We start from the raw sequence: 25,756 nt of genomic DNA on the forward strand, positions 1-25,756 counted from the left end.
AGAGAGGCCCGCAGTGAATGCTGCGGGCCTCTCTGATTCAATGCTGGGGACCGCTTGGCCTCAGTGCAGGATCTGGCTGAGGAACAACTTTGTACGCTCGTGCTGCGGGTTGTCGAAGAACGCAGCCGGTTCGTTCTGTTCGACGATCTGGCCCTGGTCCATGAAGATGACGCGGTTGGCGACCTGACGCGCAAAGCCCATTTCGTGGGTAACGCAGATCATCGTCATGCCCTCTTCGGCAAGGCCGACCATGGTGTCGAGCACTTCCTTGATCATTTCCGGATCGAGCGCCGAGGTCGGCTCATCGAACAGCATGACACGCGGGTTCATGCACAGCGACCGGGCGATTGCCACACGCTGCTGCTGACCACCGGAGAGCTGGCCCGGATATTTGTGGGCCTGCTCGGGGATCTTGACGCGCTTGAGGAAGTGCATGGCGACTTCTTCCGCCTGCTTCTTCGGCATCTTGCGGACCCAGATCGGTGCCAGCGTGCAGTTCTCCAGGATCGTCAGGTGCGGAAAGAGATTGAAGTGCTGGAACACCATGCCGACTTCGCGGCGCACTTCATCGATCTTCTTCAGGTCGTTGGTCAGCTCGATGCCGTCAACGGCGATCTTGCCCTTCTGGTGCTCTTCCAGACGGTTGATGCAGCGGATCATCGTCGACTTGCCGGAACCCGACGGGCCGGCAACGACGATGCGCTCGCCGCGCATGACCTTGAGATTGATATCGCGCAGAACGTGGAAGTCTCCATACCACTTGTTCATGCCGACGATTTCGACGGCGACGTCCGTGGACGACACTTCGATTTTTAGCGGTTTGGCTTCAGCTGCCATTTTATTTCCCCTCACTCGTTATCGTTTGTGGCCCTTGTCGAGCTTTCGTTCCATGAACCCTGAATAGCGCGACATGCCGAAGCAGAAAAGCCAGAAAGTGAATCCGGCAAAAACAAGACCGGATAGCGGTGTGACCGGCGATGCCCAGTTGGCGTCCGAAAAGTTCTGCCGGACGATGCCGAGCAGGTCGAACATGCCGATGATCGACACCAGCGACGTATCCTTGAACAGGCCGATGAAGGTGTTGACGATGCCTGGAATGACCAGTTTCAACGCCTGCGGCAGAATAATCAGCCGCATCTTATGCCAATAGCTCAAGCCGAGCGAATCAGCACCTTCCGCCTGTCCCTTGGGAATGGCCTGCAGGCCGCCACGCACCACTTCGGCCATATAGGCAGAAGCAAACAGCGAAACACCGATCACGGCTCTTAGAAACTTGTCGACCGTCATGCCTTGCGGCAGGAACAAGGGCAGCATGACGCTGGCCATGAACAGCACCGTGATCAATGGAATACCGCGGACGATCTCGATGAAGGTGGTGCAGAGCAGACGGATGACCGGCATTGTCGATCGCCGGCCGAGTGCCAAAACGATGCCAAGCGGCAGCGATACGGCAATGCCGACGAAGGACAGGATTAGCGTGACCATCAGGCCGCCCCAAAGCGGCGTTTCCACATAGGGAAGGCCCAGAACGCCGCCGATCAGGATGAAGAACGACAGGACCGGCAGAACGCCGAAAAGCAGGATGGCGTTGAGGCCCTTGTACGGAATCCTCGGGATCAGGATCGGCACCAAAAGCGCGATGAAGAGGGCACCCACCAGCATCGGACGCCAGCGTTCATCGATCGGATAACGTCCGAACATGAACACGTCGAATTTTGCGCCGACAAAGGCCCAGCAGGCGCCACTCCAGCCTTCCGGTTGCGAGCCGCCTTGAGCAGCCGTTGCGCAAACGCCGCGTCCGCCTCCGGTCCAGGAAGCGTCGATGAACAGCCATCTGATTGCTGGAGGCAGGAACCAGGCAAGCGCCAGGATGGCCATGATGGTCAGGACCGCGTCCAGCGGCGTGGCCAGGAGGTTTTTCCGGATCCAGGCGATATAGCCTTTCTCCAATACCGGGGGTGTCGATTGCTCGAGCATGCTGGTGCGGACGAAGTTGGTCTGATGTGTGTTCATGATCTTATCTCTCCACCAGTGCCATCTTGGCGTTGAACCAGTTCATGATCGCCGACGTCGACAGGCTGAGCGTCAGATAGACGACGATCCAGATGCTGACGATTTCGATGGCTTGGCCGGTCTGGTTGAGGATGGTGCCGCCGGTCGATACCAGGTCTGAATAACCAATGGCGATCGCGAGCGACGAGTTCTTCGTCAGGTTGAGATACTGGCTGGTCAGTGGCGGGATGATGATCCGCATGGCCTGTGGCACAACCACGAGCCGGGTGGTGAGCCCCGGCCGGACACCGAGCGCATGCGCTGCTTCCGATTGGCCATGGCTGACGCCGCGAATACCCGCGCGGACGATTTCGGCGATAAAGGACGCCGTGTAGAAGGAAAGCGCTAGAAACAGCGACAGGAATTCCGGGCCGATGACGGAGCCACCGGTCAGGTTGAACTTGCCCGCAACCGGCACGTCGAAAGAAATCGGCATACCCGTTGCAAAATAGGTCAACAGAGGAAGCCCGATCAACAGGCCGAGCACCGGCCAAAGCACGGGCGGGCGTTTGCCTGTCTCCATCTGCTTCTTGTTCGCATATCGGGAAAAGAGAAAGCTGCCGATCGCCGCGATGACAAAGGCAAAAAGAATAAAATGCGAACCGCTATCGAAGACCGGCCGCGGGAAGGCGAGACCACGATTGTTGATATACATATCCAGCGGCAGAGCCAGCGATTCCTTGGGCTGCGGTAGAACCGCGAGAACGCCTGAATACCAGAAGAAAATGACCAGCAGCGGCGGGATGTTGCGGAATATTTCGACATAGACCATCGACAGCTTGGCAATCAGCCAGTTCTTCGACAGCCGGCCAATGCCGACCAGAAAGCCGATGATCGTTGCCGTGATAATGCCTGCAACGGCGACAAGAATGGTATTGAGGAAACCGACGACAAGCGCGCGGCCGTAGGTTGAATCGCTGGAGTAAGCGATCAATGACTGGCCGACATCGAAACCGGCACGTCCGTTGAGAAAACCGTAACCGGAAGCAATGTTGGCACGCTTCAGGTTTTCACTGGTATTCATCGCGACCCAGTAGATGAAAGCAATCAGCAACAGCAGCGTCACGGCTTGGTAAATAAAACCGCGAACCTTGGGATCGTTTAAAATTGAACCGGCCGGCTTGTCCTTACCGGGCGGAATCGTGGCGTCGATCGTCATGTAGAGCCTCTTAATCCCCTGATCACCCTGTTTCGAGCGATTCTTATTTTTGGGAAGGAAAGCGGCCGGAGCCGCTTTCCCAAGTGTCGTATAGTCTTAGCGCACCGGCGGTGCGTACTGGATGCCGCCCTTGCTCCACAGCGCGTTCAGGCCGCGTTCGATCTTCAACGGGCTGCCCGCACCGATGTTGCGGTCGAACACTTCGCCGTAGTTACCTACGGCCTTGATGATCTTCACTGCCCAATCGTTTTCGAGGCCGAGGTCAGTACCGATCTTGGTGTCTGCCTCAACGCCAAGGAAGCGCTGGATGTCCGGGTTGGTCGACTTCTTCATTTCCTCGACGTTGGCCGAAGTGATGCCGAAGTCTTCCGCACCGACAAGCGCGTAGTGAACCCAGCTGACAATGTCAAACCACTGGTCGTCACCCTGGCGTACGGCCAGTCCAAGCGGCTCCTTGGAAATGATTTCCGGCAGGATGATGTGATCGTCCGGAGCAGCCAGTGTCAGGCGCAGCGAATACAGGCCCGACTGGTCGGTCGTGTAGACGTCGCAACGGCCGGCGTCATAGGCGGCGTTCACTTCTTCAAGCTTTTCGAAAACAACCGGGTTGTACTGGAGGTTGTTGGCCTTGAAGTAGTCGGCGAGGTTCAGTTCGGTCGTCGTGCCGGTCTGGACGCAGACGGCAGCGCCGGACAGTTCAAGCGCCGACTTCACGTTCAGCGACTTGCGGACCATGAAGCCCTGGCCGTCATAATAATTGACCGCACGGAAGTTGAAGCCGAGCGCTGTGTCGCGGTTGATCGTCCAGGTCGTGTTACGGGCGAGAACATCGACTTCGCCGGACTGCAGCGCCGGGAAGCGGTCCTTGGCAGATGTCGGGGTGTACTTGACTTTGGTCGGGTCGCCGAAGATTGCGGCGGCAATCGCCTTGCAATAATCGACGTCGAAGCCGCTCCAGTTGCCGGATGCGTCGGGGGAGGCAAAGCCGGTCAGGCCGGTGTTGACGCCGCATTGAAGGAAACCCTTCGCCTTGACGTCGCCGAGCGTCGTTGCCGATGCAGCCTGAGCGCCAATCCCCATGACGGCAGCGCCGATAAGCGCTGTCAGAATTCTTTTAGCCATTTTAGAACCTTTTTCTGTTGTCTTTGTTCTTGTCCCCGGACAGCTGCGCTTGGATGCAGCTACGGCCCCCGCCACCCTCCTGGCGCGAGTACCGTCTATCTCATGCTCAAAACAGCGCAGGGTCAAGACACGTTGCCGATTTTCCGGGCCGCACTGCCAGAAACGTTGATTGCGCCACATGTTTAGGCAGTTTTTGACCGTTTGATGCACTTTTTTGTTTAAAAATTCGCCAGAAACTGAGTTTTCCACCCTTGTGCCGGAGTGCCGCAACGGAAGTCCCTTGACCCCCCGGCCGCGCGGGCGGAAAAGTGTCCGGACATGCAATTTCACAAGCGGACGTTACCCCATGACTGAAAAGAATGATTTCCTCGCCGGCGCCGGCGTGAACACCCGGCTGTCGCATATCGGCAATTCGCCCTCCGACTTTCATGGTTTCGTCAATCCGCCTGTGGTGCACGCGTCTACGGTGTTGTTTCCAAATGCAAAAACCATGGAAACCAAGTCGCAGAAATACACCTATGGCACGCGCGGAACACCGACGACCGATGCGTTGTGCGAAGCGATCGATGCGCTGGAAGGTTCGGCGGGGACTGTGCTTGTGCCATCGGGGCTGGCCGCCGTCGCCATACCTTTCCTGGCTTTTCTGTCGGCCGGTGATCATGCGCTGATCGTCGATTCGGTCTATTTTCCCACCCGGCATTTCTGCGACACGATGCTGAAGAGGCTTGGCGTTACCGTCGAGTATTACGATCCAATGGTTGGCGCTGGTATCGAAAGCCTGATCAAGCCGAACACCAAGCTCGTTCACACCGAAGCCCCGGGCTCCAACACATTCGAAATGCAGGATATCCGCGCCATCTCGGCTGTCGCGCATCGCCATGGTTGCGTGGTGACGATGGACAATACGTGGGCAACGCCGCTCTATTTCAAACCGCTGGATCACGGCGTCGACATATCGATCCACGCGGCGACCAAGTACCCGTCCGGTCATTCCGATATTCTGATGGGCACAGTCTCGGCCAATGCGACCCATTGGGAGCAATTGCTGGAGACGCATGGCGCCCTTGGTCTTTGTGGTGCACCTGATGACAGCTACCAGATTTTGCGCGGTCTGCGCACCATGGGCATCCGTCTTGAGCGCCATCAGGAAAGCACGCTCAACATCGCCCGCTGGCTGGAAGAACGCGACGATGTTGCCCGCGTCCTGCATCCGGCGCTGCCAAGCTTTCCCGGCCACGAGTTGTGGAAGCGCGATTTTACCGGATCAAGCGGCATCTTTTCGTTTGTTCTGAAGGTGGGCGGCGCGGAACAGTTCAGGCCGAAGGCGCATGCCTTTCTCGACGCGCTGTCGATTTTCGGGCTCGGCTGGTCCTGGGGCGGTTTTGAAAGCCTTGCTGTTCACGTCGGTCTTTCCGACCGTAAGATCAGCAAGGCGCCGACGGAAGGTCCGGTCATCCGGCTGCAGATCGGGCTTGAGGATGTTGTCGACCTGCGCAAGGATATCGAGGCGGGTTTCGCGGCGGCAAAAGCCGTCTGATCGTCAGTCCTTCGGCTCGTATCCATAGAGCCAGTCGAAATCGGCGGCCAGACTTTCGGGCCGCCGCAGCGACAGAACCAGATCACGCCCGAGTCGCACGGGGCCACGGGCGTGATAGGCAAAACGATTGAAGGCACCGCGTGAGCGGACGCGCGCAATGCGGGTTTTGCGGTGATCGGCAAAGGCGGAAAGCGGCTTTCCAGCGGTCAAGAAGGACGCAAGCTCGAACGCATCCTCGATTGCCATCGCCGCGCCCTGCGCGGCAAACGGCATCATCGCATGGGCTGCGTCGCCGATCAGGACAACGTTTTCGCCCTGGTTCCAGGCGCCGTCATTCACCTGATAAAGTGGCCACACTGTTGGCTCCACCACATGCCGCAGAAGATCGATGATCTGAGCATGCCATCCGGAAAAAGCTTCCAGTAATCGCTGCCGGCTAATCTCCGGGGGCAGGGTGTTGTCCCACGATTTCCCGGGATCGGCACCACTGGTGATCGCTACCACATTGAAACTGCGTGCGCGCTGCATCGGGTAGACGACGAGATGTGAACCGCTGCCAAGAAAGGCGCTGACTTTGGTGGTGTCGAAAAATGCCGGAGCCTCAGTCTCACTGAGCGTGAAGCGCCAGGCGACATTGCCGGAAAAGGCCGCCGTTCCCGCACCTTCTATCCGTTGCCTGGCTTTCGACCAGACACCATCGGCTCCGATGAGGATACGCGGCTCGTTGCCGGTTATCTGCGCGATGCCGTGTCGTGCTGTCTCATCAATCTCTACGCCGAGATGAAGGCGGCACAGTGGATTAGCCCTGACTGCATCAATCAGTATCTTTTGGAGGTCGGCCCGGTGGAGAACACCGTAGGGCGCGCTCCACCGATTGCGGGCGAATTCGCCTGATGGCACGGATGCGAGGGGTTTCAGCGACACGCCGTCGACGAGAGTAATCGCCTGCGGTTCGCTCCACACGGTTTGCAGCTGCGGGAGCAGTCCGAGCTTCGTCAGGATACGTGTCGCATTGGGGGATAGCTGCAGCCCGGCACCGGCCTCATTGAGGACCGCCGTCCGTTCGAAGATCTCACTGGAAATACCCTTGCGGGCAAAACTGAGGGCTGCCGTCAGGCCGGCTATGCCGGCACCAACGATCGCAACGGGCTGGTGCCTGTTCATGCCGGGAGCGTTTGCCGCTCAGGCCGCCTTTGCATTGAACGTACAGCCGTCCGGGACCGTCTGATCCGCATGGAGCTTGGCATTGTATCGGTACAGCGTCGAGCAGTAGGAACAGACTTTTTCGTTGTCATCACCCATGTCGATATAGATGTGCGGGTGATCGAAGGGAACGGATGCGCCCGTGCACATAAATTCCTTGACGCCGACCTCGATGACCGCGTGGCCGCCATCGTTTTGAAAGTGGGGAATACCGTGCCCGGCCATGTCATGCTCCGTCGTGTAGAAGAATAGTCGAATTTGGCCGCACCATAGAAAGCTTTGCGTCAAAAGTGTAGCGGCAAAGATGCCGCGCCTGCGGGTTTTTTGGCGTGCCGGGGTTTTCCCGGGGCTGCCCGTGTCATAGGTTCGCTCAAAACAGGACGCATGCCATGGATCTGAACCCACCCGCCTTTTCAACTTTCACCCATGATGGCCTGTCGATCGCCTATTTCGACGAAGGCGATCCGTCCGGCGATACGATCCTGCTGATCCATGGATTTGCCTCCAGCGCCAATGTGAACTGGGTCTATCCGGGCTGGCTGAAGACGCTGGGCGATGCGGGATACCGGGTGATTGCGCTCGACAATCGCGGCCATGGTGCCAGCGACAAGCCGCATGATCCGAAGGTCTATCACCCGCCGGCAATGGCGGGCGATGCCGTGGCGCTGCTCGATCATCTCGGTATCGCCGAGGCCCATGTGATGGGTTACTCGATGGGCGCCCGCATTTCCACTTTCCTGACGCTGGCGCATCCGAACCGCGTGCGCTCGCTCGTTCTCGGTGGGCTTGGTATCGGCATGGTAACCGGCGTCGGCGACTGGGATCCGATTGCCGACGCGCTGAACGCGCCGTCTCTCGATGTGGTCACCCATGAGCGGGGACGGATGTTTCGCGCCTTTGCCGACCAGACGAAAAGCGACCGCAAGGCGCTCGCCGCCTGTATCTCGACTTCGCGAGACCTGCTTTCGGTCGAGGATATGGGCCGCATCGATGTGCCGGTGTTGATTGCCGTCGGGACCAAGGATGACATTGCCGGCTCGCCGCAGGAACTGGCCGCCCTTATTCCGGATGCGATTGCGCTGGATATTCCGGGCCGCGATCATATGCTTGCCGTTGGCGACAGGGTCTTCAAGAAGGCGGCGCTTGAGTTTTGGGCCAAGGTCGGGCAAGCGTAACGCCCAACAAGCGTTTTGAGCGTCTATTTCCGGGCGGCCATTTATATCCAGTGTAATTTAGCCTATACCTGACGGACAGACGGACTACGAAGGAGAGTGGCGATGGTCGCCAGGACTGACATACGCCCGACCGAAACCGTGAAGATCATGGATCCGATCTGGGATAGTCTGCAGGAGGAAGCGCGGATCGCTGCCCAGCAGGATCCCTTGCTTGCGGCTTTCCTCTATTCCACCATCATCAATCAGCGCTCCCTTGAAGACAGCGTTATCTACCGGATCTGCGAGCGCCTCGATCATCCCGATCTTCAGGCCAATCTCCTGCGCCAGACCTTTTCCGAGATGCTCGAGGATTGGCCGGAGTGGGGCAGCATCCTGCGGGTCGACATCCAGGCCGTTTACGACCGTGATCCGGCCTGCACCCGTTTTCTCGAGGCAATCCTGTATTTCAAGGGGTTTCACGCCATCCAGACCCACCGTCTGGCGCATTGGCTGATGAACCGCGGACGCCGTGATTTTGCGCTCTATCTGCAAAGCCGCTCCTCCTCTGTCTTCCAGACCGACATCAACCCGGCGGCGCGTATCGGCAAGGGCATTTTCCTTGATCACGCGACCGGTCTTGTTGTTGGCGAAACCGCTGTTATCGGCGACAACGTCTCCATTCTGCACGGTGTGACGCTCGGCGGCACCGGCAAGGAGGGCAGCGACCGTCATCCAAAGATCGGCAATGGCGTGCTGATCGGCGCCGGCGCAAAAATTCTCGGCAATATCCACATCGGAAATTGCTCCCGGGTGGCCGCAGGCTCCGTCGTGCTCAAGGAGGTTCCTTCCAAGACCACGGTCGCCGGTGTTCCGGCCCGTGTCGTCGGCGAGGCCGGCTGCTCGGAACCCTCCCGTTCAATGGATCAGCTGCTGGTTTCCTTCGAGATCTGAACCGGCGATTTGCCGCTTGGCGACCCGCCAGGGGTTTACACCGATTGAGCCTCTGTGCGAGAAGCGGCGCAAATCAACCGTCATGGAGAAAAGACTTGAAGCCCGAAGAAATCAAAAAGCTCGAAGCCTATTTCAAGCGCACTTTCAACCAGGCAATGGTCATCAAGGCGCGCCCGAAGAAGGATGAATCCGCCGAGGTTTACTTGGGCGACGAGTTTCTGGGCGTGGTTTTCCGCGACGAGGAAGACGGCGAACTGTCCTATAGCTTCTCGATGGCTATTCTCGATATCGACCTGTAAACGCCATCTTCGGTTGAACACATGAATTTGACCCGGCCCTGATCTTCAGGCCGGGTTTTTTGATAAAATCATACTTTTTGTTTATTTCTTCGCAGAAAACCGTCCCATTTGGCCGCTATTCATCAAGGTGTTGCAATCAAAGCGTTTTATTGCGGCGCACGCATACATTGACTTTATTGTGCGGCGCACATAAATTGTTGTCATTGCGAGCGTCACAAAAGGAGCAGCCTGATGTTCAATTTCGAAGATGCGAATAAGAAAAGCAAAGAGAACCTGGATACGCTGTTGAAAAGCTATGCGTCGTTGACGAAGGCTTTCCAGGCAATCGCCACCGAAACTGCCGACTACTCCAAGAAGGCTTTTGAAGACAGCGTTGCCCACATCGAGAAGATCAGCACCGTCAAGAGCGTCGAAGCCGCTTTCGAGCTGCAGACGAGCTACGTGAAGACTGCCTACGAAGGCTACGTCACCGAAGCCACCAAGATCGGTGAAATGTATGCCGACCTCGCCAAGGACGCCTACAAGCCGTACGAAGCGCCGGTTGCCAAGGCAACAGCCGCTGCCAAGGCCGCGGTCGCCGCTTAAGGCGCCAATCCCCGACTTTAAAGTACTGAATAACCGGCTGCGCTTTCTGCGGCCGGTTTTTTGTTGTCTATCTGGCAGATTGGCGATAGGCGGCCTGAAGAAAGTTGGTCAATCTTGTGCTTGACGGTGCAAATGTGATTGCAGTGCAGACGAACAGCCTTAAAATCTGAAAAAGAACCACTAGATTAAGTGTCACGAACAGGTCGCAAATTTCTCCCAAGCATTTGCGGCTGGACAAGGGAATGAAGTAGAATGATCGCCATGCCGGTCCGGATGCAACAAGACAGCGACGGGGATGGGGGCAACGCCAACCGTGGTACGTCCGTCATCACTCGGACACAGCCGAAGACCAAGAAGCCGAGCCTTTATCGCGTCCTGCTTCTGAACGACGACTATACGCCTATGGAATTCGTGATCCATATTCTGGAGCGTTTTTTCCAGAAGGACCGCGAAGCGGCAACTCTGATCATGCTGCATGTTCACAATCACGGCGTGGGTGAATGCGGTGTTTTCACCTACGAAGTTGCCGAAACCAAAGTGACGCAGGTGATGGATTTTGCCCGCGAGCATCAGCATCCGCTGCAATGCGTCATGGAAAAGAAATGAGGAACTGACGTGCCAACATTTTCAACAAGCCTTGAAAAAGCCCTGCACCAGGCTCTGACGCTGGCCAATGAGCGCCATCACGAATATGCGACCCTGGAGCACCTCCTGTTGGCATTGATCGACGATGCCGATGCGGCGGCTGTCATGGGCGCGTGCAACGTCAATCTCGACGCGCTGCGCAAGACGGTCTCCGATTATGTCGATAATGAACTTGGTAACCTGGTGACGGGTTACGACGAGGATTCCAAGCCGACGGCCGGTTTCCAGCGCGTCATCCAGCGCGCGGTGATCCATGTCCAGTCGTCCGGACGCGAGGAAGTGACCGGCGCCAACGTGCTTGTCGCGATCTTTGCTGAACGCGAGAGCCATGCTGCCTATTTCCTGCAGGAGCAGGAGATGACGCGTTACGACGCCGTCAATTTCATCTCGCATGGCATTGGCAAGCGGCCCGGTGCGTCCGAGGCCCGCGCCCCGCGTGGCGCTGACGAGCCGGAATCCGAACAGAAGGCATCACGCGAGCAGGATGAAAGCAGCCCGAAGAAGCAGCAGGATGCGTTGACGGCCTATTGCGTCAATCTCAACGAGAAGGCCAAGGTCGGCAAGATCGATCCGCTGATCGGCCGCCATGCCGAAGTCAACCGGACGATCCAGATTCTCTGCCGCCGTTCCAAGAACAACCCGCTTTACGTTGGTGACCCCGGCGTCGGCAAGACGGCGATCGCCGAAGGTCTGGCCAAGCGCATCGTCGAGAAGAAGGTTCCTGAAGCGTTGCAGGACGCCACGATCTTCTCGCTCGACATGGGCACGCTGCTCGCCGGCACCCGCTATCGTGGTGACTTCGAAGAGCGTCTGAAGCAGGTTGTGAAGGAACTGGAAGAATATCCGGGCGCCGTGCTGTTCATCGACGAAATCCACACCGTCATCGGTGCTGGTGCAACGTCTGGCGGTGCCATGGACGCGTCCAACCTGTTGAAGCCGGCGCTGTCCTCGGGGGCGATCCGCTGCATCGGCTCGACCACTTACAAGGAATATCGCCAGTTCTTCGAAAAGGATCGCGCGCTCGTGCGCCGGTTCCAGAAGATCGACGTCAGCGAACCGACAATCGACGATGCCATCGAAATCATGAAGGGCCTGAAGCCGTATTTCGAGGACTATCACAAGCTGAAATACTCGAATGAGGCGATCAAGTCGGCCGTCGAGCTGTCGGCCCGCTACATCAATGACCGCAAGCTGCCGGACAAGGCGATCGACGTGATCGACGAGACCGGTGCGGCCCAGATGCTGCTGCCCGTCAGCAAGCGGCGCAAGCTGATCACGGAAAAGGAAATCGAAGCGACGATCGCAACGATGGCCCGCATCCCGCCAAAATCCGTTTCCAAGGACGACGAGGCTGTTCTCGCCAATCTGGAAAAGGAACTGCGTTCTGTCGTCTACGGTCAGGACCTGGCAATCGAGGCGCTTGCGTCGGCGATCAAGCTCGCCCGTGCCGGCTTGCGCGAACCGAACAAGCCGATCGGCTCCTACGTCTTTTCCGGCCCGACCGGTGTCGGCAAGACCGAAGTCGCCAAGCAACTGGCAGCGTCGCTCGGCGTCGAACTCCTTCGTTTCGACATGTCGGAATATATGGAGCGCCATACCGTCTCGCGTCTGCTCGGGGCACCTCCCGGCTATGTCGGCTTTGATCAGGGTGGCCTGTTGACCGATGGCATCGACCAGCATCCACATTCGGTGCTGCTACTCGACGAAATCGAAAAGGCGCATCCGGACCTCTTCAACATCCTGTTGCAGGTCATGGATCACGGCTCGCTGACCGACCATAACGGCAAGAAGATCGACTTCCGCAACGTCATCCTGATCATGACGACCAATGCGGGTGCGTCCGAGATGGCCAAGGCCGCGTTCGGCTTTGGGTCCGCAAAACGCGAGGGTGACGACGTGGAGGCGTTGAACCGCCTGTTCACGCCGGAATTCCGCAACCGTCTCGATGCGGTCATTCCGTTCGCTTCGCTGCCGACGCCGGTCATTCACCAGGTGGTGCAGAAGTTCGTCATGCAGCTGGAAACCCAGCTGGCCGAACGTAACGTCACCTTCGACCTGCAGCCGGAAGCGATCGCTTGGTTGTCTGACAAGGGCTATGATGAAAAGATGGGTGCACGGCCGCTGGCACGCGTCATCCAGGAACACATCAAGAAGCCGCTGGCCGACGAAATCCTCTTCGGCAAGCTGAAGAAGGGTGGCGTCGTCAAGGTGACGGTCGGGACCAAGCCGGATGGCACCAAGGGCCTGCTGCTTGATTACGTGGCAGAGACCGCGCGGATCAAGCCAAAGGCAGAGGTGCTGACGCCCGTAAAAAAGGCGTCGAAGGCCGCGAAGCCGAAGGAGCTGGAAAGCGTCGGAGCAGAAACTGACGCGCCCGCCAAGCCGAAAAAGGCTGCGAAAGCCGCCAAGGCTGACGAACCGGTCCACGCCAAGGCGGCCGAACCACCAGAGCCACCGCGCAAGGGAAGCACGGTACCAAAGGTGCCGCGCAAGAAATAACGCGTCCTGAATAGAGACACGGTGCCGGACCTGATCGTCCGGCACCGTTTTTTTTGTGGCAATGAACTCACGGATCTACTTATGGATGATGGCCAGGCGATCGGCTCCGGGCGGACATGGTTCCTGGCGGGCATGCGGGGCATTTGCAGCCTGCCGGCAATGATGCTGATGTTGTCTTTCGTCGGCTTTTGCGCCTTTACCGCCCAGGCCGGCATTCCTGTCGAACAGGTGGTGTTTATGGTCGGTGCCGTCTGGGCGCTGCCAGCCAATGTTATCCTCGTCAGCTCGATCCTCGGCGGTGCTAATTTGCTGGCTGCCTTCATCGCGGTGACCCTGTCTTCCATCCGGCTGATGCCGATGGTCGCAGCTCTCGTCCCGGAGATTCGTACCGAAAAAACCCCGACTTGGCTGCTGCTGTTCCTGTCGCATTTTGTGGCGATCACCGCCTGGGTGTTTGCGATGGAGCGGGTTCACGCGGTGCCGCGCGAGCATCGCGTCACGTTTTTCGCCGGCTTCGGCATTACTCTTGTTGTCGTCAATATGGTTCTAGTAGCCACTGTCTACCGGTATGTCAGCGAGTTTCCGCCGATTGTCGCTGGCTGCCTGTTCTTCCTGACGCCGGTCTATTTTCTGGGGTCGATCTGGAGCTCGGCGCGTCATCCGGTGATCTACGTGGCGTTGGTCATCGGTCTGGCGACGGGGCCATTCTTCTACTGGCTTGCGCCTCAGTTCGACATTCTGCTGGCCGGTGTTGGTGGAGGGACGTTGGCGTGGCTCGCCGAGCGCCAATGGCGCAAGCGCGGGGAGGTCCGTGCATGACAACGCTTGAAGGCTGGTGGCCCTACGTGTTCATCGCTGTTGCCGGCTGGCTGGCAACAGATCTCTGGCGCTGGCTCGGTGTTCTCGCCGGGAACCGCTTACGTGAAGATTCCGAAGTCTTGAATTGGGTGAGGGCAGTCGCAACCGCACTGGTGGCAGCCGTCATTGCCAAGCTGATCCTCTATCCGACTGGCATCCTTGAACAGTCGCCGCTTTGGTTGAGGCTGGGATCGATCGCGGCTGGGGCCTTGGCCTTCTTTATCGGACGTCAGAAACCGGCGATCGGCATTGCCACGGCCATCGCCGTGCTGGCAATTGGTCTGTGGTGGCTTGGATTTTGAAGGTCTCAACCGGGACGCTTATCCAATTTTTAAGCGGGGCTAGATAAATTACCACGCGTTGAGGGCACCGCGATGATTTTTCTTCCTATCGAGCGTTTCATTCTGATCGTACTGGCGACACTGTTTTCTCTGGATTGCGTGCTGGTTCTTTTCAAGGGCGTTGAAATTGATTTCGCTGGTTATGCAAGCCTCGCCTCCATAGGTCTGGCAATGGTTGCGCTGGGACAGTTTTATAGGATTGTTCGGCCAGATTTTCGCGTTTCAACGACTGTAACGGCAACCGGTCTGTTCATCCTCTTTACTCTTTGCGGCTCCATTTTCAATTACATGCTGCTGCCCATCCACTTTGCGACCATCGATACTGTGCTTGTTCAGATCGATTCAGCCATGGGCTTCTCTTGGCTTCAAACCATGATTTGGCTGTCGGGATATCCATTTCTGGTGGCTTTGTTGAACATTGTTTACAGCAGTTCACTGCCTCAGATGATCGTCGTCATTCTCATTCTCGGGTTTAGCGGCAGAGCGCATTCGTTGTACCGGTTCCTGTTGACGGGTATGATCGGTGTGTTAATCGCAATGATTTTCTGGTTCTTCTTCCCATCGTTCGGCACGGCGGCGTTGTATCCATTGCCTCCGGCCGTGCGCGATGCAATGGCACTTGCCGTTGGGCCGGAATACGGTGCGCAATTGAACCGTCTTGCCCTTCAGGGCGCAGTTTATTTAACGCCCAAAGATGTCCTCGGCCTCATCGCTTTTCCGTCGTTCCATACCGTGATGGCCTGTATGTCAGTCTATTTTCTGCGACATTCGAGAGGCCTATTTTGGGCAAGCATGGCCCTCAATCTGGTTATGTTGCCGGCCATTGTTGTCCAGGGCGGGCATCATTTGACGGATGTGCTGGGTGGCTTTGCAACGTTTTGCCTGGCGTGTTGGTTGGCCGGTATCGTGGTGCGTGAAGCGAACCAGAAACAAACCATGCTTGCCGCTTCCGCTTAAAGCGCTTCCCTGATCTTCTCCGCATTTGCCGCGAGCACCGCTCCATCTTCCATCTTGCCGGAATGCGGCTGCAACGGCACACCTTCCCGGCGAGGGATGACGTGGAAATGCAGATGGAAGACCGACTGGCCTGCGGGTGCCTCGTTGAACTGCATGATCGTCACGCCATCGGCGTCGAAAGCTTCCTGGGTGGCAATCGCAACCTTCTGCACGACGGAAATCAGCGGGCCGATAACGGCCGGGTCGGCGTCCAGGATATTGCGGGAACCTGCCTTCGGAACGACCAGAACATGCCCGTCCGCCTGCGGCATCACATCCATGAACGCCAGGGTGTGATCATCCTCAAAAACCTTGTGGGCGGGAATTTCGCCGCGCAGGATCTTGGCGAAGATGTTGTTGGTGTCATAGGCGGCGCTGGTCATTTGGATCTATCCTCAAAATCTATTCAGTCGTCGGTCTCTTGCCGCTCGCCTTTGCGAAATGGGCTGTGCTCGGCCAGGATATCGCTCATCTGCTCTACCTCTTGCCGTTCGCGTTCGAGATAATCGGCAACGGCGCGTTTCAAACCCGGATGGGCGATGAAATGCGCCGAATGGGTGGTCGCCGGCAGATAACCGCGCGCCAGCTTGTGTTCACCCTGGGCGCCGGCCTCGACGCGCTGCAATCCCTTGGCGATGGCAAAATCGATGGCCTGATGGTAGCAGACCTCGAAATGCAGGAAGGGATGGTCTTCGACCGCGCCCCAATGCCGGCCATAGAGGGCATCGCTGCCGATGAAATTGATGGCCCCGGCGATGTATTTGCCGCTGCGCTTGGCCATGACCAGCAGGATGTCATCGGCCATGCGTTCGCTGATCAGCGAATAGAATTTGCGTGTCAGATAGGGGCGGCCCCATTTGCGGCTGCCGGTATCCATATAGAAGGCGAAGAACTGATCCCAGATGTTTTCGGTCAGATCCTTGCCGGTCAGCCAGTCGATGCTGATGCCTCCATCGAGCGCTGTGCGGCGCTCCTTCTTCAACGCCTTGCGTTTGCGCGACGCCAATGTTTCGAGGAAGTCATTGTGCGAGGCGTAGCCGTCGTTGAGGAAATGGAACTGCTGGTCGGTCCGATGCAGGAAACCGGCCTGTTTAAAGGTCGGAACCTCCTCTTCCGGCAGGAACGTCACATGCGCCGACGACACATTGTGGCGGCGGGCGAGCTCCTGAAGGCCGGCGGCAAGCGAAGCGCGAACGACGACGGGATCGGCTGTGGTGGCAGTCAGCAGCCGGGGGCCGGTGGCGGGCGTGAAAGGGACCGAGCATTGCAGCTTCGGATAATAGCGCTCACCCGCCCGTTCCAGAGCGTCAGCCCACCCGTGATCGAAGACATATTCACCCTGGCTGTGATTTTTCAGGTAGCAGATTAGCGCGCCTGCAAATCCGCCATTGCCGTCTTCCATCAGCAGATGCTGGCCGAGCCAGCCGGTATCGGCGGTCGCCGATCCGGATTCTTCCAGCGATGACAGATAGGCATGTGAAATGAACGGATTGTAGACGCCACCGGGTTGCCCCTTGGCGGCGCCTGACAATCCGTCCCAACTGTCCTTCGAAATATCCTGAAAGGACGTCTCGACGCGGATTTTGACTTCGCCGGTCATTCTTTAAGCGATAAGCCTTTCCTTCGGATCGAAACCCTCGAATGTCATCTGATCGGCGTGAGCATAGGTGTGATCGACGCCGGCCTGATCGCGCACGGTCCAGGTCAGGATAGGCCGACCGAGCGAACGTTCCTTGCTGATGAACGAGTTTGGCAAATCCCCGTAGAAATAGGAAATGAAATCAAGCCCGAGCTGCATCGCTTCTTCGTGAACGAGGAACTGCTCCGGCTGATTACCGCCGGCCGTCAGACCAATCGGGTAGGACGGGTTTTGAGCCTTGAGATCTTTCAGCAGCCAATGATCGAAGCTCATCAGGGCAACGTGGCCCTCGTAGCTTTCAAGAGCCTCCAGCACCGCATCGACAAAACCTTCGTCGTCTCCCAAACGGCCTTTCAGTTCGAGCACGATCGGCACCCGGCCTTTGACCAGTCTTAAAAGCTGCCCGAGCGTCGGGATCTTGTCGGCGGTGCCGCCGATGGCGATGAGACCTAGCTCGCCGGCTGTCTTTTCGCGAATGTCGCCCTTGATGCCGCAAAGCCGCTGCATGTCGTCATCATGGAAAACCACCGGCACGCTGTCGGCGGTGTATTGCAGGTCGCACTCGATGGCGAAGCCGTTTTCGGTCGCGCGGGAAAACGCGGAAAGTGTATTTTCCCAGATGGCATGGTTCATGTCGTGATAGCCGCGATGAGCGACCGGTTGCGCCGTCAGCCAGGATAGATCTTTCATGGATATCGTTCCGCTCAGGCGATTTCGATCACGGCGTCGATTTCGACGGCGGCATTGAAGGGCAGGGCGGCCATGCCGACGGCGGCACGCGCATGAATGCCGGCATCGCCGAGGACCTTGGCGATCAGGTTGGAGGCGCCGTTCATGACCAGATGCTGCTCGATGAAGGTCGGCTTTGATGCGATGAAGCCATTGAGCTTGACGATGCGGCGAATGCGCGAGAGGTCACCGCCCAATGCTGCCTTGGCCTGGGCGAGAATGTTGATGGCGCAGAGTTCGGCAGCACGCTGGCCTGTGGCGACATCAATACCGTCGCCGAGATGGCCGGTGACTGCGACCTTGCCGTTTTCCATCGGGAGCTGGCCGGAGATATAAAGGTGCGATCCGCTGATGACAAAGGGAACATAGTTGGCGGCAGGTGCCGCAGCCTGCGGCAAGGTGATTCCCAGTTCCTTGATGCGTGCTTCAATATCTGCAGACATGGATAACTCCGGTCATTGTTGTGTTTTGTCGTCAAATGCTGCATGCACAGCATGTTTCATGAAGTGGTAAAATACTGCATCGCGAACATTGATGCCTCGCTTTTGCCCGATGTGTTCTTATAGCATCGGTCGCGAATCCAACAGGAGGAAACGGATGTTTCGTTCAGGCTTTGCCTCTGTCATACTGACATGGGCATGTTTATCGGGTGTGACGGTCGGCGGCGCTTCCGCTGCGTCAGCCAATATCCTGGTGCCTCACCGCGCTGTGTATGATCTGGAACTGAAAGACGCATCGGAGCGCTCCGGAATTTCCGGAATGTATGGCCGGATGGTCTATGAATTCAATGGTTCGGCCTGTGAGGGCTATACCGTCAGTTTCCGTTTCGTCACCAAGGTCGATACGGGCGACGAGGTCAAGCTGACCGACCAGCAGACGACCACTTACGAGGACCTGAAGAGTGGAAATTTCCGCTTTTTGACCCGTTCCTTTACCGACGAGAAACTCGACAAGGAAGTCCGCGGTTCTGCCCATGAAGCGAAAAAGGGTTTGACCGTCGATCTGACCTCGCCGGACAAGCGCAAGGTCGATCTCGCGCAAGGTTTGTTTCCGACCGAACACATGCTGGATGTCATCGAGCGGGCAAAGAAGGGCGAGACACTGTTTGAATCGCGCATCTTCGACGGCTCGGATGCAGGCGACAAGACGCTGATCACCACCACCATGATCGGCAAGCCGCAGAAAGCTGCTGCTGGCGATGCCGACGCCGACAAGGCGGCCGTGATGGCGGCAAAGCCGTATTGGCCGGTGACCATCTCCTATTTCAACGACAATGCGACCGGTGACGCTTTGCCGATCTACCGCATGGAGTTCAAGCTTTATGAAAACGGCATCACCCGCGACCTGACGATGGACTACGGCGATTTCGTCCTGACCGGCAAGCTTGCTGATCTGGAGGTCTTCAAGCAGGAAAAGTGCAAATAGGTCTGAGCGACCTGCCTGCCGCTATTTTCTGTGTTCGCCCTTGATTTATCGGCTGGCAGGGGGTAAGGGCAGCGCATTCCACACGTAAGGTTTGGGACCGTCCGGGAGAAATCCGAACAGTTCCACCCGGTGGTGCTCTCGAAGAGAGTGCTGTTTGCCTTGCGGAGGTTCAACCGGAAAAGGAGAAAAAGGCATGGCATTGCCCGATTTTAGCATGCGTCAGCTTCTGGAAGCTGGCGTTCACTTCGGTCACCAGACTCACCGCTGGAACCCGAAAATGAAGCCGTACATCTTCGGCGATCGTTCGAACGTTCACATCATCGACCTCGCGCAGACCGTTCCGTTGCTGTCGCGCGCCCTGCAGGTTGTCAGCGACACCGTTGCCAAGGGCGGCCGCGTTCTGTTCGTCGGCACCAAGCGCCAGGCGTCCGAAATCATTGCTGACGCTGCCAAGCGTTCGGCCCAGTACTACGTCAACGCCCGCTGGCTCGGCGGCATGATGACCAACTGGAAGACGATTTCGAACTCGATCCAGCGCCTGCGCAAGCTCGACGAAATCCTGAACTCGGAAGCGTCCGGCTTCACCAAGAAGGAACGCCTCAACCTCGAGCGCGAACGCGAAAAGCTGAACCGCGCACTCGGCGGTATCCGCGATATGGGCGGCGTTCCGGACCTGATGTTCATCATCGATACCAACAAGGAATCGATTGCCATCGACGAAGCAAAGCGTCTCGGCATCCCGGTTGTTGCGATCATCGATTCGAACTGCGATCCGGACCGTATCGACTTCCCGATCCCCGGCAACGACGACGCTTCGCGTGCGATCTCGCTCTATTGCGATCTGATCTCCCGTGCAGCGCTTGACGGTATTGCCCGTCAGCAGAGCTCGTCCGGCCGCGACCTCGGCGCCTCTTCCGATCTGCCGCTTGAGCCGGCTCTCGAAGAAGTAGCAGCCGAAGCCTGATAAGGCCGAATGGCGGGTCTGCCCGCCATTCCAATCACACGATCAGGACGAGGCCGTTTACGACTGAAAAAGTGAACGGCCTTGTTCTTTTGCATCCGACCCGCCCATCGAGCGCTGGTTGACACGGTGCCAATCGTCGGGATGAACGCTTTCATCACGATGTCACATTCAGGGGTCATGCCCTGCCACATCCTCCTGGTATCGCGCCGGCTTTCTGGCAGCGCGCCAGCCGAACAAACGAAGAGGCAAAAAAGATGAGCACTATTACTGCAGCAATGGTGAAGGAACTGCGCGAAAAGACCGGCGCAGGCATGATGGATTGTAAGAAGGCACTCGGCGAAACCAATGGCGACATGGAAGCCGCGATCGACTGGCTGCGCGCCAAGGGCATCGCCAAGGCCGACAAGAAGTCGGGCCGTGCGGCTGCCGAAGGCTTGATCGGTATCGCCAGCAGCGGCACCAAGGCCGTCGTCATCGAACTCAACTCGGAAACCGACTTCGTTGCGCGCAACGATGCCTTCCAGGACCTCGTTCGTGGCGTCGCAGCTGTTGCTGTCGGCACCGACGGTTCCGTTGAAACCATCAGCGCGGCCAACTACCCGGCAACCGGCAAGACGGTCGCTGAAACAATCACCGACGCGATCGCAACCATCGGCGAGAACATGGCCCTGCGCCGTTCGGCTCTGCTGTCGGTCGAAGAGGGTGTTGTTGCCACCTATATCCACAATTCCGTTGCTGACGGCCTCGGCAAGCTTGGCGTTCTCGTCGCGCTGAAGTCGACCGGCGACAAGGATGCCCTGAATGCCATCGGCCGCCAGGTCGCCATGCACATCGCAGCAACCAACCCGCTGGCCATCCGCTCGACGGAAGTTGATGCAGCTGTCGCAGAACGCGAACGCAACATCTTCATCGAGCAGGCCCGCGAATCCGGCAAGCCGGAAGCGATCATCGAAAAGATGGTTGATGGTCGCATGCGCAAGTTCTTCGAAGAAGTCGCCCTTCTGTCGCAGGCTTTCGTCATGAACCCTGACCTGACTGTCGAAGCTGCCGTCAAGGAAGCTGAAAAGACTGTTGGCGCACCGATCGAAGTTGTCGGCATGGCCCGCCTGCTTCTCGGCGAAGGCGTCGAAAAGGAAGAAACCGACTTCGCAGCTGAAGTTGCAGCTGTCGCAAAGGGCTGATTTTTTCATCCTGATTGGGAAAACCGCCATCCTTGTTGGGAAACATCCGGGGCATTGCGTGACAACGCGGTGCCCTTCGTGTATCCGGCATCATCATCACATTGGCGCAGGCTCCTTCGGGGATCATCCGGATGATATCGGCCGCGCTGGGGTGAACAGACCAGTTTTATGCACCATCTCGCATGTGTGCCTTCTTTGACAGGAGTGACGATGTCGGCCGAACCTCTCTACAAACGTGTGCTGCTTAAAGCTTCAGGCGAAGCGCTGATGGGCAACCAGGGGTTTGGGATCGATGTTGCGGTCGCTGACCGGATTGCCTCGGACATTGCCGAAGCCCGCGCCATGGGTGTTGAAGTCGGCGTCGTTGTTGGCGGCGGCAACATTTTTCGCGGCGTCGCGGTTGCCTCCAAGGGCGGCGACCGGGTCACCGGTGACCACATGGGCATGCTGGCGACCATCATCAACGCATTGGCGCTGGCGACCTCGCTGCGCAAGCTCGACGTCGATACCGTTGTTCTCTCGGCTATCGCCATGCCGGAAATCTGCGAGAGTTTTTCGCAGCGCGCCACGCTGTTTCACCTCTCGCAAGGGCGTGTGGTAATCTTTGCCGGCGGTACCGGCAATCCGTTCTTCACCACCGATTCGGCAGCCGCCTTGCGTGCCGCTGAGATGGGTGCGGAAGCGATCTTCAAGGGTACGCAGGTTGACGGCATCTATACCGCTGATCCGAAGAAGGATCCGACGGCAACCCGCTTCGACCGCCTGACGCACAGCGAAGTCCTGCAGAAGGGGCTCGCCGTCATGGATATTGCGGCTGTCGCGCTGGCGCGCGAAAACAGCATTCCGATCATCGTCTTCTCGATCCACGAGAAGGGTGGGTTTGCGGAAATCTTGACCGGCGGCGGCCGGGCGACCATCGTAACAGACAATTGAGCAGTTAAAGGGCGGTCGCAAGGCCGCCGCGATAAACGGGAGTTTGATCCATGAGTGAAGGTATTGACCTGAGTGACCTGAAGCGCCGCATGGATGGCGCCATTGCTGCGTTCAAGAGCGATATCGCATCGCTGCGCACTGGCCGGGCATCGGCCAACGTGCTCGATCCGGTTATGGTCGAGGCATACGGTTCGCGCGTGCCGCTGAACCAGGTTGCCAACATCACCGTTCCGGAATCGCGCATGCTTGGTGTTTCCATTTGGGACAAGTCGATGGTCAATGCCGTCGATCGCGCCATTCGTGAATCGAATCTCGGCCTTAATCCGATCATGGACGGCCAGAATCTACGCATTCCATTGCCGGAACTCAACGAGGAACGCCGCAAGTCGCTGGTGAAGGTCGCACACGACTATAGCGAAAAAGCCAAGGTCGCTGTGCGCAACGTGCGCCGCGATGGTATGGACAGTCTGAAAAAAGCCGAAAAGGATGGCGATATCGGTCAGGATGTCAGCCGAAGCCAGTCCGAAAGGGTCCAGAAAATGACAGATGAGATGATTTCCGACATCGACCGCTTGCTCGGCGATAAGGAAAAGGAAATCATGCAGGTCTAGTCTGCCTTTTTCCGAGTCTCTGTTTTTTCGGGCCACCGATGTCAAACTCATTGCTTAGAAATGTCCCCACGCACGTCGCCATCATCATGGATGGCAACGGACGCTGGGCCAATTCACGCGGACTGCCGCGCACCATGGGGCATCGTAAGGGTGTGGAAGCGGTGCGTGAGGCCGTCCGCACCGCAGGCGAGGTCGGCATCCGCTACCTGACGCTGTTTGCCTTCTCTTCGGAGAACTGGAGCAGGCCGGAAGCAGAAGTCTCGGATCTGATGGGACTGCTCAAAGCCTTCATCCGGCGCGATCTGGCCGACTTGCACCACCAGAACGTTCGCATACGGGTGATTGGCGACAGGAACAATCTTCGCGGCGATATACTGCCTCTGCTTCTGGAGGCGGAGGATACGACACGCAACAATACGGGTATCACTCTGGTTATTGCCTTCAACTACGGCTCTCGCGATGAAATGACCCGCGCCATGCAAGCACTGGCGGTGGACGTCGCCCAGGGCCGATTGACGGCCGACCAGATCACGCCGGAGCGCATTGCCAGCAAGCTTGATACGGCAGGCATTCCAGATCCGGATCTCGTTTTGCGCACCAGCGGCGAGGAGCGGTTGTCGAACTTCCTGCTCTGGCAGGCCGCCTATTCCGAATTGTTGTTTGTCCCCGAACTGTGGCCGGACTTCACCCGCGAAGTTTTCCTCAATGCCTTGACAACCTATGCCGGACGGGAACGCCGCTATGGTGGTCTGTCGCAGCCGACGCTTGCGGTTGGTTCCTGATGCAGAGCGAACTGCGACTGCGTCTCATCTCCGGCATTGTGCTTGCTGCAGTCACTCTCGGGGCGACCTGGGTTGGCGGCACCGTGTTCGAGCTTCTGTCCGTGGCCATTGCCGTGCTGGTCTATTACGAATGGTCGACCATTACCCGGCTTGCCGAGCGTGATTTTCAGGGCAACGCCTTTGGCTGGCTGTCACAGGCAGTCATTTCCGCTCTCATCCTGTTTGATGGCGCCCATGTTACCCTGCTGGTTCTGGCTGGTTTTGCGGCCATGGCAGCGCTCTGGGTGTTTTTCCGCGGCGGCACCTGGTGGCTGCCCGGTGGCATCGTCTACGCCGGCCTGACGGGCATTTCGCTCTCGGCCATTCGCGGCGAGGGCGATATCGGCCTGATTGCTATGATCTTCATCTTCGCGGTGGTCTGGGCGACTGATATCCTTGCCTATTTTACCGGCCGGGCAATCGGCGGCCCGAAGCTTGCACCCCGCATCTCTCCCGGAAAAACGTGGTCCGGTGCGATTGGCGGTACGGTTTGCGGGGTGATTGCGGGCGTTGCGGTGTTCATGAGCTATTTTTCGCTGAACGACGCACGCATCCCGTTCCTGGCGCTGGCACTCTCGGTATCCAGCCAGATCGGCGACCTGTTTGAATCCTATATCAAGCGGCGGTTTGGCGTGAAGGATTCGAGCAAGCTTATTCCCGGGCATGGCGGCGTCATGGACCGCGTCGATGGACTTGTTTTTGCCTGTTTTGCCGCGCTGTTGATTGCCTTGGTGCAAGTCGTGTCCACTGGCGGACAGAACGTGCCCCTGGGGGCAATCCTGTTGGCGCCGTAAAACGCCCGCATACCTGATCGAGGACCTTATGACTTACCTGGCCGATACACTTCAACTGATTGTCGGCTATATCGTGCCGTTCCTGCTGGTGCTGACGCTGCTCGTCTTCGTGCACGAAATGGGACACTATCTTGTTGGCCGCTGGTCCGGCATCCGTATCCTGGCTTTTTCCGTCGGTTTCGGCCCGGAATTGTTCGGCTATACCGACAAGCAGGGAACGCGCTGGAAGTTCTGCGCCATCCCGCTCGGCGGATATGTGAAATTCTTCGGCGACGAGGATGCGGCCAGCGTCCCTGACTATAGCAAGCTCGAACAATATTCAGCCGAAGATCGCGACCGAACCTTTCTGGGCGCCAAGCTCTGGAAGCGCGCTGCCACGGTTGCTGCCGGACCGATTGCCAATTTCATCCTGGCGATTGCGATCTTCGCCGTGCTGTTTACGGTCTACGGCAAGCCGATCGCCGACCCGGTCGTCGCCGAAGTCAAGGAAAACAGCGCTGCCGCCAAGGCAGGCGTTTTGCCGGGTGACCTGCTGGTGGCGATCGACGGCACGCATGTCACGACATTCGACGATGTGCGCCGCTATGTCAGCATCCGTCCGGAAACGCCAATCACCATCCAGATCAAGCGCAAGGGCGAATTGCTGGATCTGCCGATGGTGCCGCAGCGCACCGAGATCACCGACCAGTTCGGCAACAAGATGGAACTCGGCATCATCGGTATCCTGACGAATCAGGAAACCGGCAACTTCCGCCTGGAAACCTTTGGTCCGATCGAAGCCGTGGGGCAGGGTGCTGTCGAAAGCTGGCACATCGTGACCGGCACATTCAATTATCTGGCGAACCTGGTGACCGGCCGGATGAAGGCTGACCAGCTGGGTGGCCCTATCCGTGTCGCCCAGGCGTCCGGCCAGATGGCGACCATCGGCGTCGCTGCTGTTTTGCAGTTGGCGGCGGTTCTGTCAGTTTCCATTGGACTTCTTAACCTAATGCCGGTTCCCGTACTTGATGGCGGCCATCTGATGTTTTATGCGGTGGAAGCTGTTCGTGGAAAACCGGTAGGACCGCGCACGCAGGACGTCGCGTTCCGGATCGGTTTTGCCATGGTGCTGATGCTGATGGTGTTTGCCACATGGAACGATATAAGTTCGCTTTTGGGCTAGTATTGGAAGCCTGAAGCGGTCATGCAGGTGCAGGAGAGGCGGTTGGCTTTGTTGGGAATTCAACGGGTTGATCGAAAGGATTTGTTTACGATAAAG

At 58.0% G+C, this 25,756-nt stretch carries 28 protein-coding genes; 18 read left to right on the forward strand and 10 right to left on the reverse strand.

The window, feature by feature from the left end; genetic code table 11:
* Window positions 1–60 precede the first annotated feature (60 nt).
* The 4 genes from ACQY8Q_RS22025 to ACQY8Q_RS22040 form a co-directional block, all read right to left on the reverse strand.
* On the reverse strand, window positions 61–837 hold the full coding sequence (locus tag ACQY8Q_RS22025) for an amino acid ABC transporter ATP-binding protein (RefSeq protein WP_113243548.1): 777 nt from the start codon (window positions 835–837) through the stop codon (window positions 61–63).
* Between the two features lie 18 nt (window positions 838–855).
* On the reverse strand, window positions 856–2,013 hold the full coding sequence (locus ACQY8Q_RS22030) for an amino acid ABC transporter permease (RefSeq protein WP_428428512.1): 1,158 nt from the start codon (window positions 2,011–2,013) through the stop codon (window positions 856–858).
* A 4-nt stretch (window positions 2,014–2,017) separates the two neighbouring features.
* The gene (locus ACQY8Q_RS22035) at window positions 2,018–3,211 is read right to left on the reverse strand and encodes an amino acid ABC transporter permease (RefSeq protein WP_428428514.1); all 1,194 of its coding nucleotides are present in this window, start codon (window positions 3,209–3,211) and stop codon (window positions 2,018–2,020) included.
* A 96-nt stretch (window positions 3,212–3,307) separates the two neighbouring features.
* Window positions 3,308–4,333, reverse strand: coding sequence for an amino acid ABC transporter substrate-binding protein (locus ACQY8Q_RS22040; protein WP_428428516.1), 1,026 nt, complete (start codon window positions 4,331–4,333; stop codon window positions 3,308–3,310).
* A 346-nt stretch (window positions 4,334–4,679) separates the two neighbouring features.
* Here ACQY8Q_RS22040 and ACQY8Q_RS22045 point away from each other — a divergent pair, with 346 nt between their 5' ends.
* On the forward strand, window positions 4,680–5,870 hold the full coding sequence (locus tag ACQY8Q_RS22045; protein ID WP_428428517.1) for a cystathionine beta-lyase: 1,191 nt from the start codon (window positions 4,680–4,682) through the stop codon (window positions 5,868–5,870).
* Window positions 5,871–5,873: 3 nt separating this feature from the next.
* Here the strand turns inward: ACQY8Q_RS22045 and ACQY8Q_RS22050 are convergent, their stop codons facing one another.
* Both ACQY8Q_RS22050 and ACQY8Q_RS22055 read right to left on the reverse strand, forming a co-directional pair.
* Window positions 5,874–7,034, reverse strand: coding sequence for an FAD-dependent monooxygenase (locus ACQY8Q_RS22050; protein ID WP_428428519.1), 1,161 nt, complete (start codon window positions 7,032–7,034; stop codon window positions 5,874–5,876).
* 18 nt (window positions 7,035–7,052) lie between these two features.
* Window positions 7,053–7,298 carry a zinc-finger domain-containing protein gene (locus ACQY8Q_RS22055; RefSeq protein ID WP_037100916.1) on the reverse strand — a complete coding sequence of 82 codons (246 nt, stop codon included), beginning with the start codon at window positions 7,296–7,298 and terminating at the stop codon, window positions 7,053–7,055.
* Between the two features lie 164 nt (window positions 7,299–7,462).
* On the opposite strand from ACQY8Q_RS22055, the gene ACQY8Q_RS22060 reads away from it, so the two are divergent.
* From ACQY8Q_RS22060 to ACQY8Q_RS22100, 9 genes are all read left to right on the forward strand, one after another.
* Window positions 7,463–8,248 carry an alpha/beta fold hydrolase gene (locus tag ACQY8Q_RS22060; protein ID WP_428428520.1) on the forward strand — a complete coding sequence of 262 codons (786 nt, stop codon included), beginning with the start codon at window positions 7,463–7,465 and terminating at the stop codon, window positions 8,246–8,248.
* 102 nt (window positions 8,249–8,350) lie between these two features.
* A complete protein-coding gene (gene cysE, locus ACQY8Q_RS22065; protein ID WP_426126172.1) occupies window positions 8,351–9,178 on the forward strand; it encodes a serine O-acetyltransferase in 828 nt (275 codons plus the stop codon).
* 95 nt (window positions 9,179–9,273) lie between these two features.
* Window positions 9,274–9,477: a DUF3126 family protein gene (locus ACQY8Q_RS22070; protein ID WP_113243556.1), complete on the forward strand. Its 204-nt coding sequence runs from the start codon at window positions 9,274–9,276 to the stop codon at window positions 9,475–9,477.
* Window positions 9,478–9,708: 231 nt separating this feature from the next.
* On the forward strand, window positions 9,709–10,062 hold the full coding sequence (locus ACQY8Q_RS22075) for a phasin family protein (protein ID WP_428428521.1): 354 nt from the start codon (window positions 9,709–9,711) through the stop codon (window positions 10,060–10,062).
* Window positions 10,063–10,314: 252 nt separating this feature from the next.
* On the forward strand, window positions 10,315–10,668 hold the full coding sequence (gene clpS, locus ACQY8Q_RS22080; protein ID WP_113550285.1) for an ATP-dependent Clp protease adapter ClpS: 354 nt from the start codon (window positions 10,315–10,317) through the stop codon (window positions 10,666–10,668).
* Between the two features lie 9 nt (window positions 10,669–10,677).
* Window positions 10,678–13,206, forward strand: a complete 2,529-nt coding sequence (gene clpA, locus ACQY8Q_RS22085; RefSeq protein ID WP_428428522.1) for an ATP-dependent Clp protease ATP-binding subunit ClpA — start codon at window positions 10,678–10,680, stop codon at window positions 13,204–13,206.
* Window positions 13,207–13,287: 81 nt separating this feature from the next.
* Window positions 13,288–14,025 carry an AzlC family ABC transporter permease gene (locus tag ACQY8Q_RS22090; protein WP_428429846.1) on the forward strand — a complete coding sequence of 246 codons (738 nt, stop codon included), beginning with the start codon at window positions 13,288–13,290 and terminating at the stop codon, window positions 14,023–14,025.
* On the forward strand, window positions 13,995–14,366 hold the full coding sequence (locus tag ACQY8Q_RS22095) for an AzlD domain-containing protein (protein ID WP_428428524.1): 372 nt from the start codon (window positions 13,995–13,997) through the stop codon (window positions 14,364–14,366). Before ACQY8Q_RS22090 ends, ACQY8Q_RS22095 begins: the two co-directional genes overlap by 31 nt.
* Before the next feature lie 72 nt (window positions 14,367–14,438).
* Window positions 14,439–15,362, forward strand: coding sequence for a phosphatase PAP2 family protein (locus ACQY8Q_RS22100; protein WP_428428525.1), 924 nt, complete (start codon window positions 14,439–14,441; stop codon window positions 15,360–15,362).
* Here the strand turns inward: ACQY8Q_RS22100 and ACQY8Q_RS22105 are convergent.
* The 4 genes from ACQY8Q_RS22105 to ACQY8Q_RS22120 are packed head-to-tail and all read right to left on the reverse strand — an operon-like array spanning window position 15,359 to window position 18,212.
* Complete coding sequence (locus ACQY8Q_RS22105; protein WP_428428526.1) at window positions 15,359–15,784, reverse strand: HIT family protein; 426 nt, start codon at window positions 15,782–15,784, stop codon at window positions 15,359–15,361. The two genes, ACQY8Q_RS22100 and ACQY8Q_RS22105, sit on opposite strands and share 4 nt — an antisense overlap.
* Window positions 15,785–15,807: 23 nt before the next feature.
* Window positions 15,808–17,001, reverse strand: a complete 1,194-nt coding sequence (locus ACQY8Q_RS22110) for a GNAT family N-acetyltransferase (RefSeq protein WP_428428528.1) — start codon at window positions 16,999–17,001, stop codon at window positions 15,808–15,810.
* 3 nt (window positions 17,002–17,004) lie between these two features.
* Window positions 17,005–17,730 carry a glycerophosphodiester phosphodiesterase gene (locus ACQY8Q_RS22115; RefSeq protein ID WP_428428530.1) on the reverse strand — a complete coding sequence of 242 codons (726 nt, stop codon included), beginning with the start codon at window positions 17,728–17,730 and terminating at the stop codon, window positions 17,005–17,007.
* Between the two features lie 14 nt (window positions 17,731–17,744).
* Window positions 17,745–18,212: a RidA family protein gene (locus ACQY8Q_RS22120; protein ID WP_113243566.1), complete on the reverse strand. Its 468-nt coding sequence runs from the start codon at window positions 18,210–18,212 to the stop codon at window positions 17,745–17,747.
* A 154-nt stretch (window positions 18,213–18,366) separates the two neighbouring features.
* On the opposite strand from ACQY8Q_RS22120, the gene ACQY8Q_RS22125 reads away from it, so the two are divergent.
* From ACQY8Q_RS22125 to rseP, 8 genes are all read left to right on the forward strand, one after another.
* A complete protein-coding gene (locus ACQY8Q_RS22125; protein ID WP_428428531.1) occupies window positions 18,367–19,194 on the forward strand; it encodes a cell envelope integrity EipB family protein in 828 nt (275 codons plus the stop codon).
* 193 nt (window positions 19,195–19,387) lie between these two features.
* Window positions 19,388–20,158: a 30S ribosomal protein S2 gene (rpsB, locus tag ACQY8Q_RS22130; protein WP_068955502.1), complete on the forward strand. Its 771-nt coding sequence runs from the start codon at window positions 19,388–19,390 to the stop codon at window positions 20,156–20,158.
* Window positions 20,159–20,412: 254 nt separating this feature from the next.
* Window positions 20,413–21,339, forward strand: coding sequence for a translation elongation factor Ts (tsf, locus tag ACQY8Q_RS22135; protein WP_428428533.1), 927 nt, complete (start codon window positions 20,413–20,415; stop codon window positions 21,337–21,339).
* 210 nt (window positions 21,340–21,549) lie between these two features.
* The gene (pyrH, locus tag ACQY8Q_RS22140; protein ID WP_037100954.1) at window positions 21,550–22,272 is read left to right on the forward strand and encodes a UMP kinase; all 723 of its coding nucleotides are present in this window, start codon (window positions 21,550–21,552) and stop codon (window positions 22,270–22,272) included.
* Between the two features lie 50 nt (window positions 22,273–22,322).
* A complete protein-coding gene (gene frr / locus ACQY8Q_RS22145; RefSeq protein ID WP_113243569.1) occupies window positions 22,323–22,883 on the forward strand; it encodes a ribosome recycling factor in 561 nt (186 codons plus the stop codon).
* Between the two features lie 38 nt (window positions 22,884–22,921).
* Entirely contained in the window at window positions 22,922–23,665 is a 744-nt protein-coding gene (locus ACQY8Q_RS22150) for an isoprenyl transferase (protein ID WP_428428534.1), read from the forward strand.
* Window positions 23,665–24,498, forward strand: coding sequence for a phosphatidate cytidylyltransferase (locus tag ACQY8Q_RS22155; RefSeq protein ID WP_428428535.1), 834 nt, complete (start codon window positions 23,665–23,667; stop codon window positions 24,496–24,498). The genes ACQY8Q_RS22150 and ACQY8Q_RS22155 overlap by 1 nt, the downstream gene beginning before the upstream one ends.
* Before the next feature lie 28 nt (window positions 24,499–24,526).
* On the forward strand, window positions 24,527–25,660 hold the full coding sequence (rseP, locus tag ACQY8Q_RS22160; RefSeq protein WP_428428536.1) for an RIP metalloprotease RseP: 1,134 nt from the start codon (window positions 24,527–24,529) through the stop codon (window positions 25,658–25,660).
* Window positions 25,661–25,756: the final 96 nt, after the last annotated feature.

This window comes from Pararhizobium sp. (assembly GCF_965279435.1).
Lineage (GTDB): Bacteria > Pseudomonadota > Alphaproteobacteria > Rhizobiales > Rhizobiaceae > Pararhizobium.

Coding starts and splice junctions, on each gene's coding strand:
- ACQY8Q_RS22025 (WP_113243548.1), bottom strand. CDS start 837: ATGGCAGCTGAAGCCAAACCGCTAAAAATCGAAGTGTCGTCCACGGAC.
- ACQY8Q_RS22030 (WP_428428512.1), bottom strand. CDS start 2,013: ATGAACACACATCAGACCAACTTCGTCCGCACCAGCATGCTCGAGCAA.
- ACQY8Q_RS22035 (WP_428428514.1), bottom strand. CDS start 3,211: ATGACGATCGACGCCACGATTCCGCCCGGTAAGGACAAGCCGGCCGGT.
- ACQY8Q_RS22040 (WP_428428516.1), bottom strand. CDS start 4,333: ATGGCTAAAAGAATTCTGACAGCGCTTATCGGCGCTGCCGTCATGGGG.
- ACQY8Q_RS22045 (WP_428428517.1), top strand. CDS start 4,680: ATGACTGAAAAGAATGATTTCCTCGCCGGCGCCGGCGTGAACACCCGG.
- ACQY8Q_RS22050 (WP_428428519.1), bottom strand. CDS start 7,034: ATGAACAGGCACCAGCCCGTTGCGATCGTTGGTGCCGGCATAGCCGGC.
- ACQY8Q_RS22055 (WP_037100916.1), bottom strand. CDS start 7,298: ATGGCCGGGCACGGTATTCCCCACTTTCAAAACGATGGCGGCCACGCG.
- ACQY8Q_RS22060 (WP_428428520.1), top strand. CDS start 7,463: ATGGATCTGAACCCACCCGCCTTTTCAACTTTCACCCATGATGGCCTG.
- cysE (WP_426126172.1), top strand. CDS start 8,351: ATGGTCGCCAGGACTGACATACGCCCGACCGAAACCGTGAAGATCATG.
- ACQY8Q_RS22075 (WP_428428521.1), top strand. CDS start 9,709: ATGTTCAATTTCGAAGATGCGAATAAGAAAAGCAAAGAGAACCTGGAT.
- clpS (WP_113550285.1), top strand. CDS start 10,315: ATGATCGCCATGCCGGTCCGGATGCAACAAGACAGCGACGGGGATGGG.
- ACQY8Q_RS22090 (WP_428429846.1), top strand. CDS start 13,288: ATGGATGATGGCCAGGCGATCGGCTCCGGGCGGACATGGTTCCTGGCG.
- ACQY8Q_RS22095 (WP_428428524.1), top strand. CDS start 13,995: ATGGCGCAAGCGCGGGGAGGTCCGTGCATGACAACGCTTGAAGGCTGG.
- ACQY8Q_RS22100 (WP_428428525.1), top strand. CDS start 14,439: ATGATTTTTCTTCCTATCGAGCGTTTCATTCTGATCGTACTGGCGACA.
- ACQY8Q_RS22105 (WP_428428526.1), bottom strand. CDS start 15,784: ATGACCAGCGCCGCCTATGACACCAACAACATCTTCGCCAAGATCCTG.
- ACQY8Q_RS22110 (WP_428428528.1), bottom strand. CDS start 17,001: ATGACCGGCGAAGTCAAAATCCGCGTCGAGACGTCCTTTCAGGATATT.
- ACQY8Q_RS22115 (WP_428428530.1), bottom strand. CDS start 17,730: ATGAAAGATCTATCCTGGCTGACGGCGCAACCGGTCGCTCATCGCGGC.
- ACQY8Q_RS22120 (WP_113243566.1), bottom strand. CDS start 18,212: ATGTCTGCAGATATTGAAGCACGCATCAAGGAACTGGGAATCACCTTG.
- ACQY8Q_RS22125 (WP_428428531.1), top strand. CDS start 18,367: ATGTTTCGTTCAGGCTTTGCCTCTGTCATACTGACATGGGCATGTTTA.
- rpsB (WP_068955502.1), top strand. CDS start 19,388: ATGGCATTGCCCGATTTTAGCATGCGTCAGCTTCTGGAAGCTGGCGTT.
- tsf (WP_428428533.1), top strand. CDS start 20,413: ATGAGCACTATTACTGCAGCAATGGTGAAGGAACTGCGCGAAAAGACC.
- pyrH (WP_037100954.1), top strand. CDS start 21,550: ATGTCGGCCGAACCTCTCTACAAACGTGTGCTGCTTAAAGCTTCAGGC.
- frr (WP_113243569.1), top strand. CDS start 22,323: ATGAGTGAAGGTATTGACCTGAGTGACCTGAAGCGCCGCATGGATGGC.
- ACQY8Q_RS22150 (WP_428428534.1), top strand. CDS start 22,922: ATGTCAAACTCATTGCTTAGAAATGTCCCCACGCACGTCGCCATCATC.
- ACQY8Q_RS22155 (WP_428428535.1), top strand. CDS start 23,665: ATGCAGAGCGAACTGCGACTGCGTCTCATCTCCGGCATTGTGCTTGCT.
- rseP (WP_428428536.1), top strand. CDS start 24,527: ATGACTTACCTGGCCGATACACTTCAACTGATTGTCGGCTATATCGTG.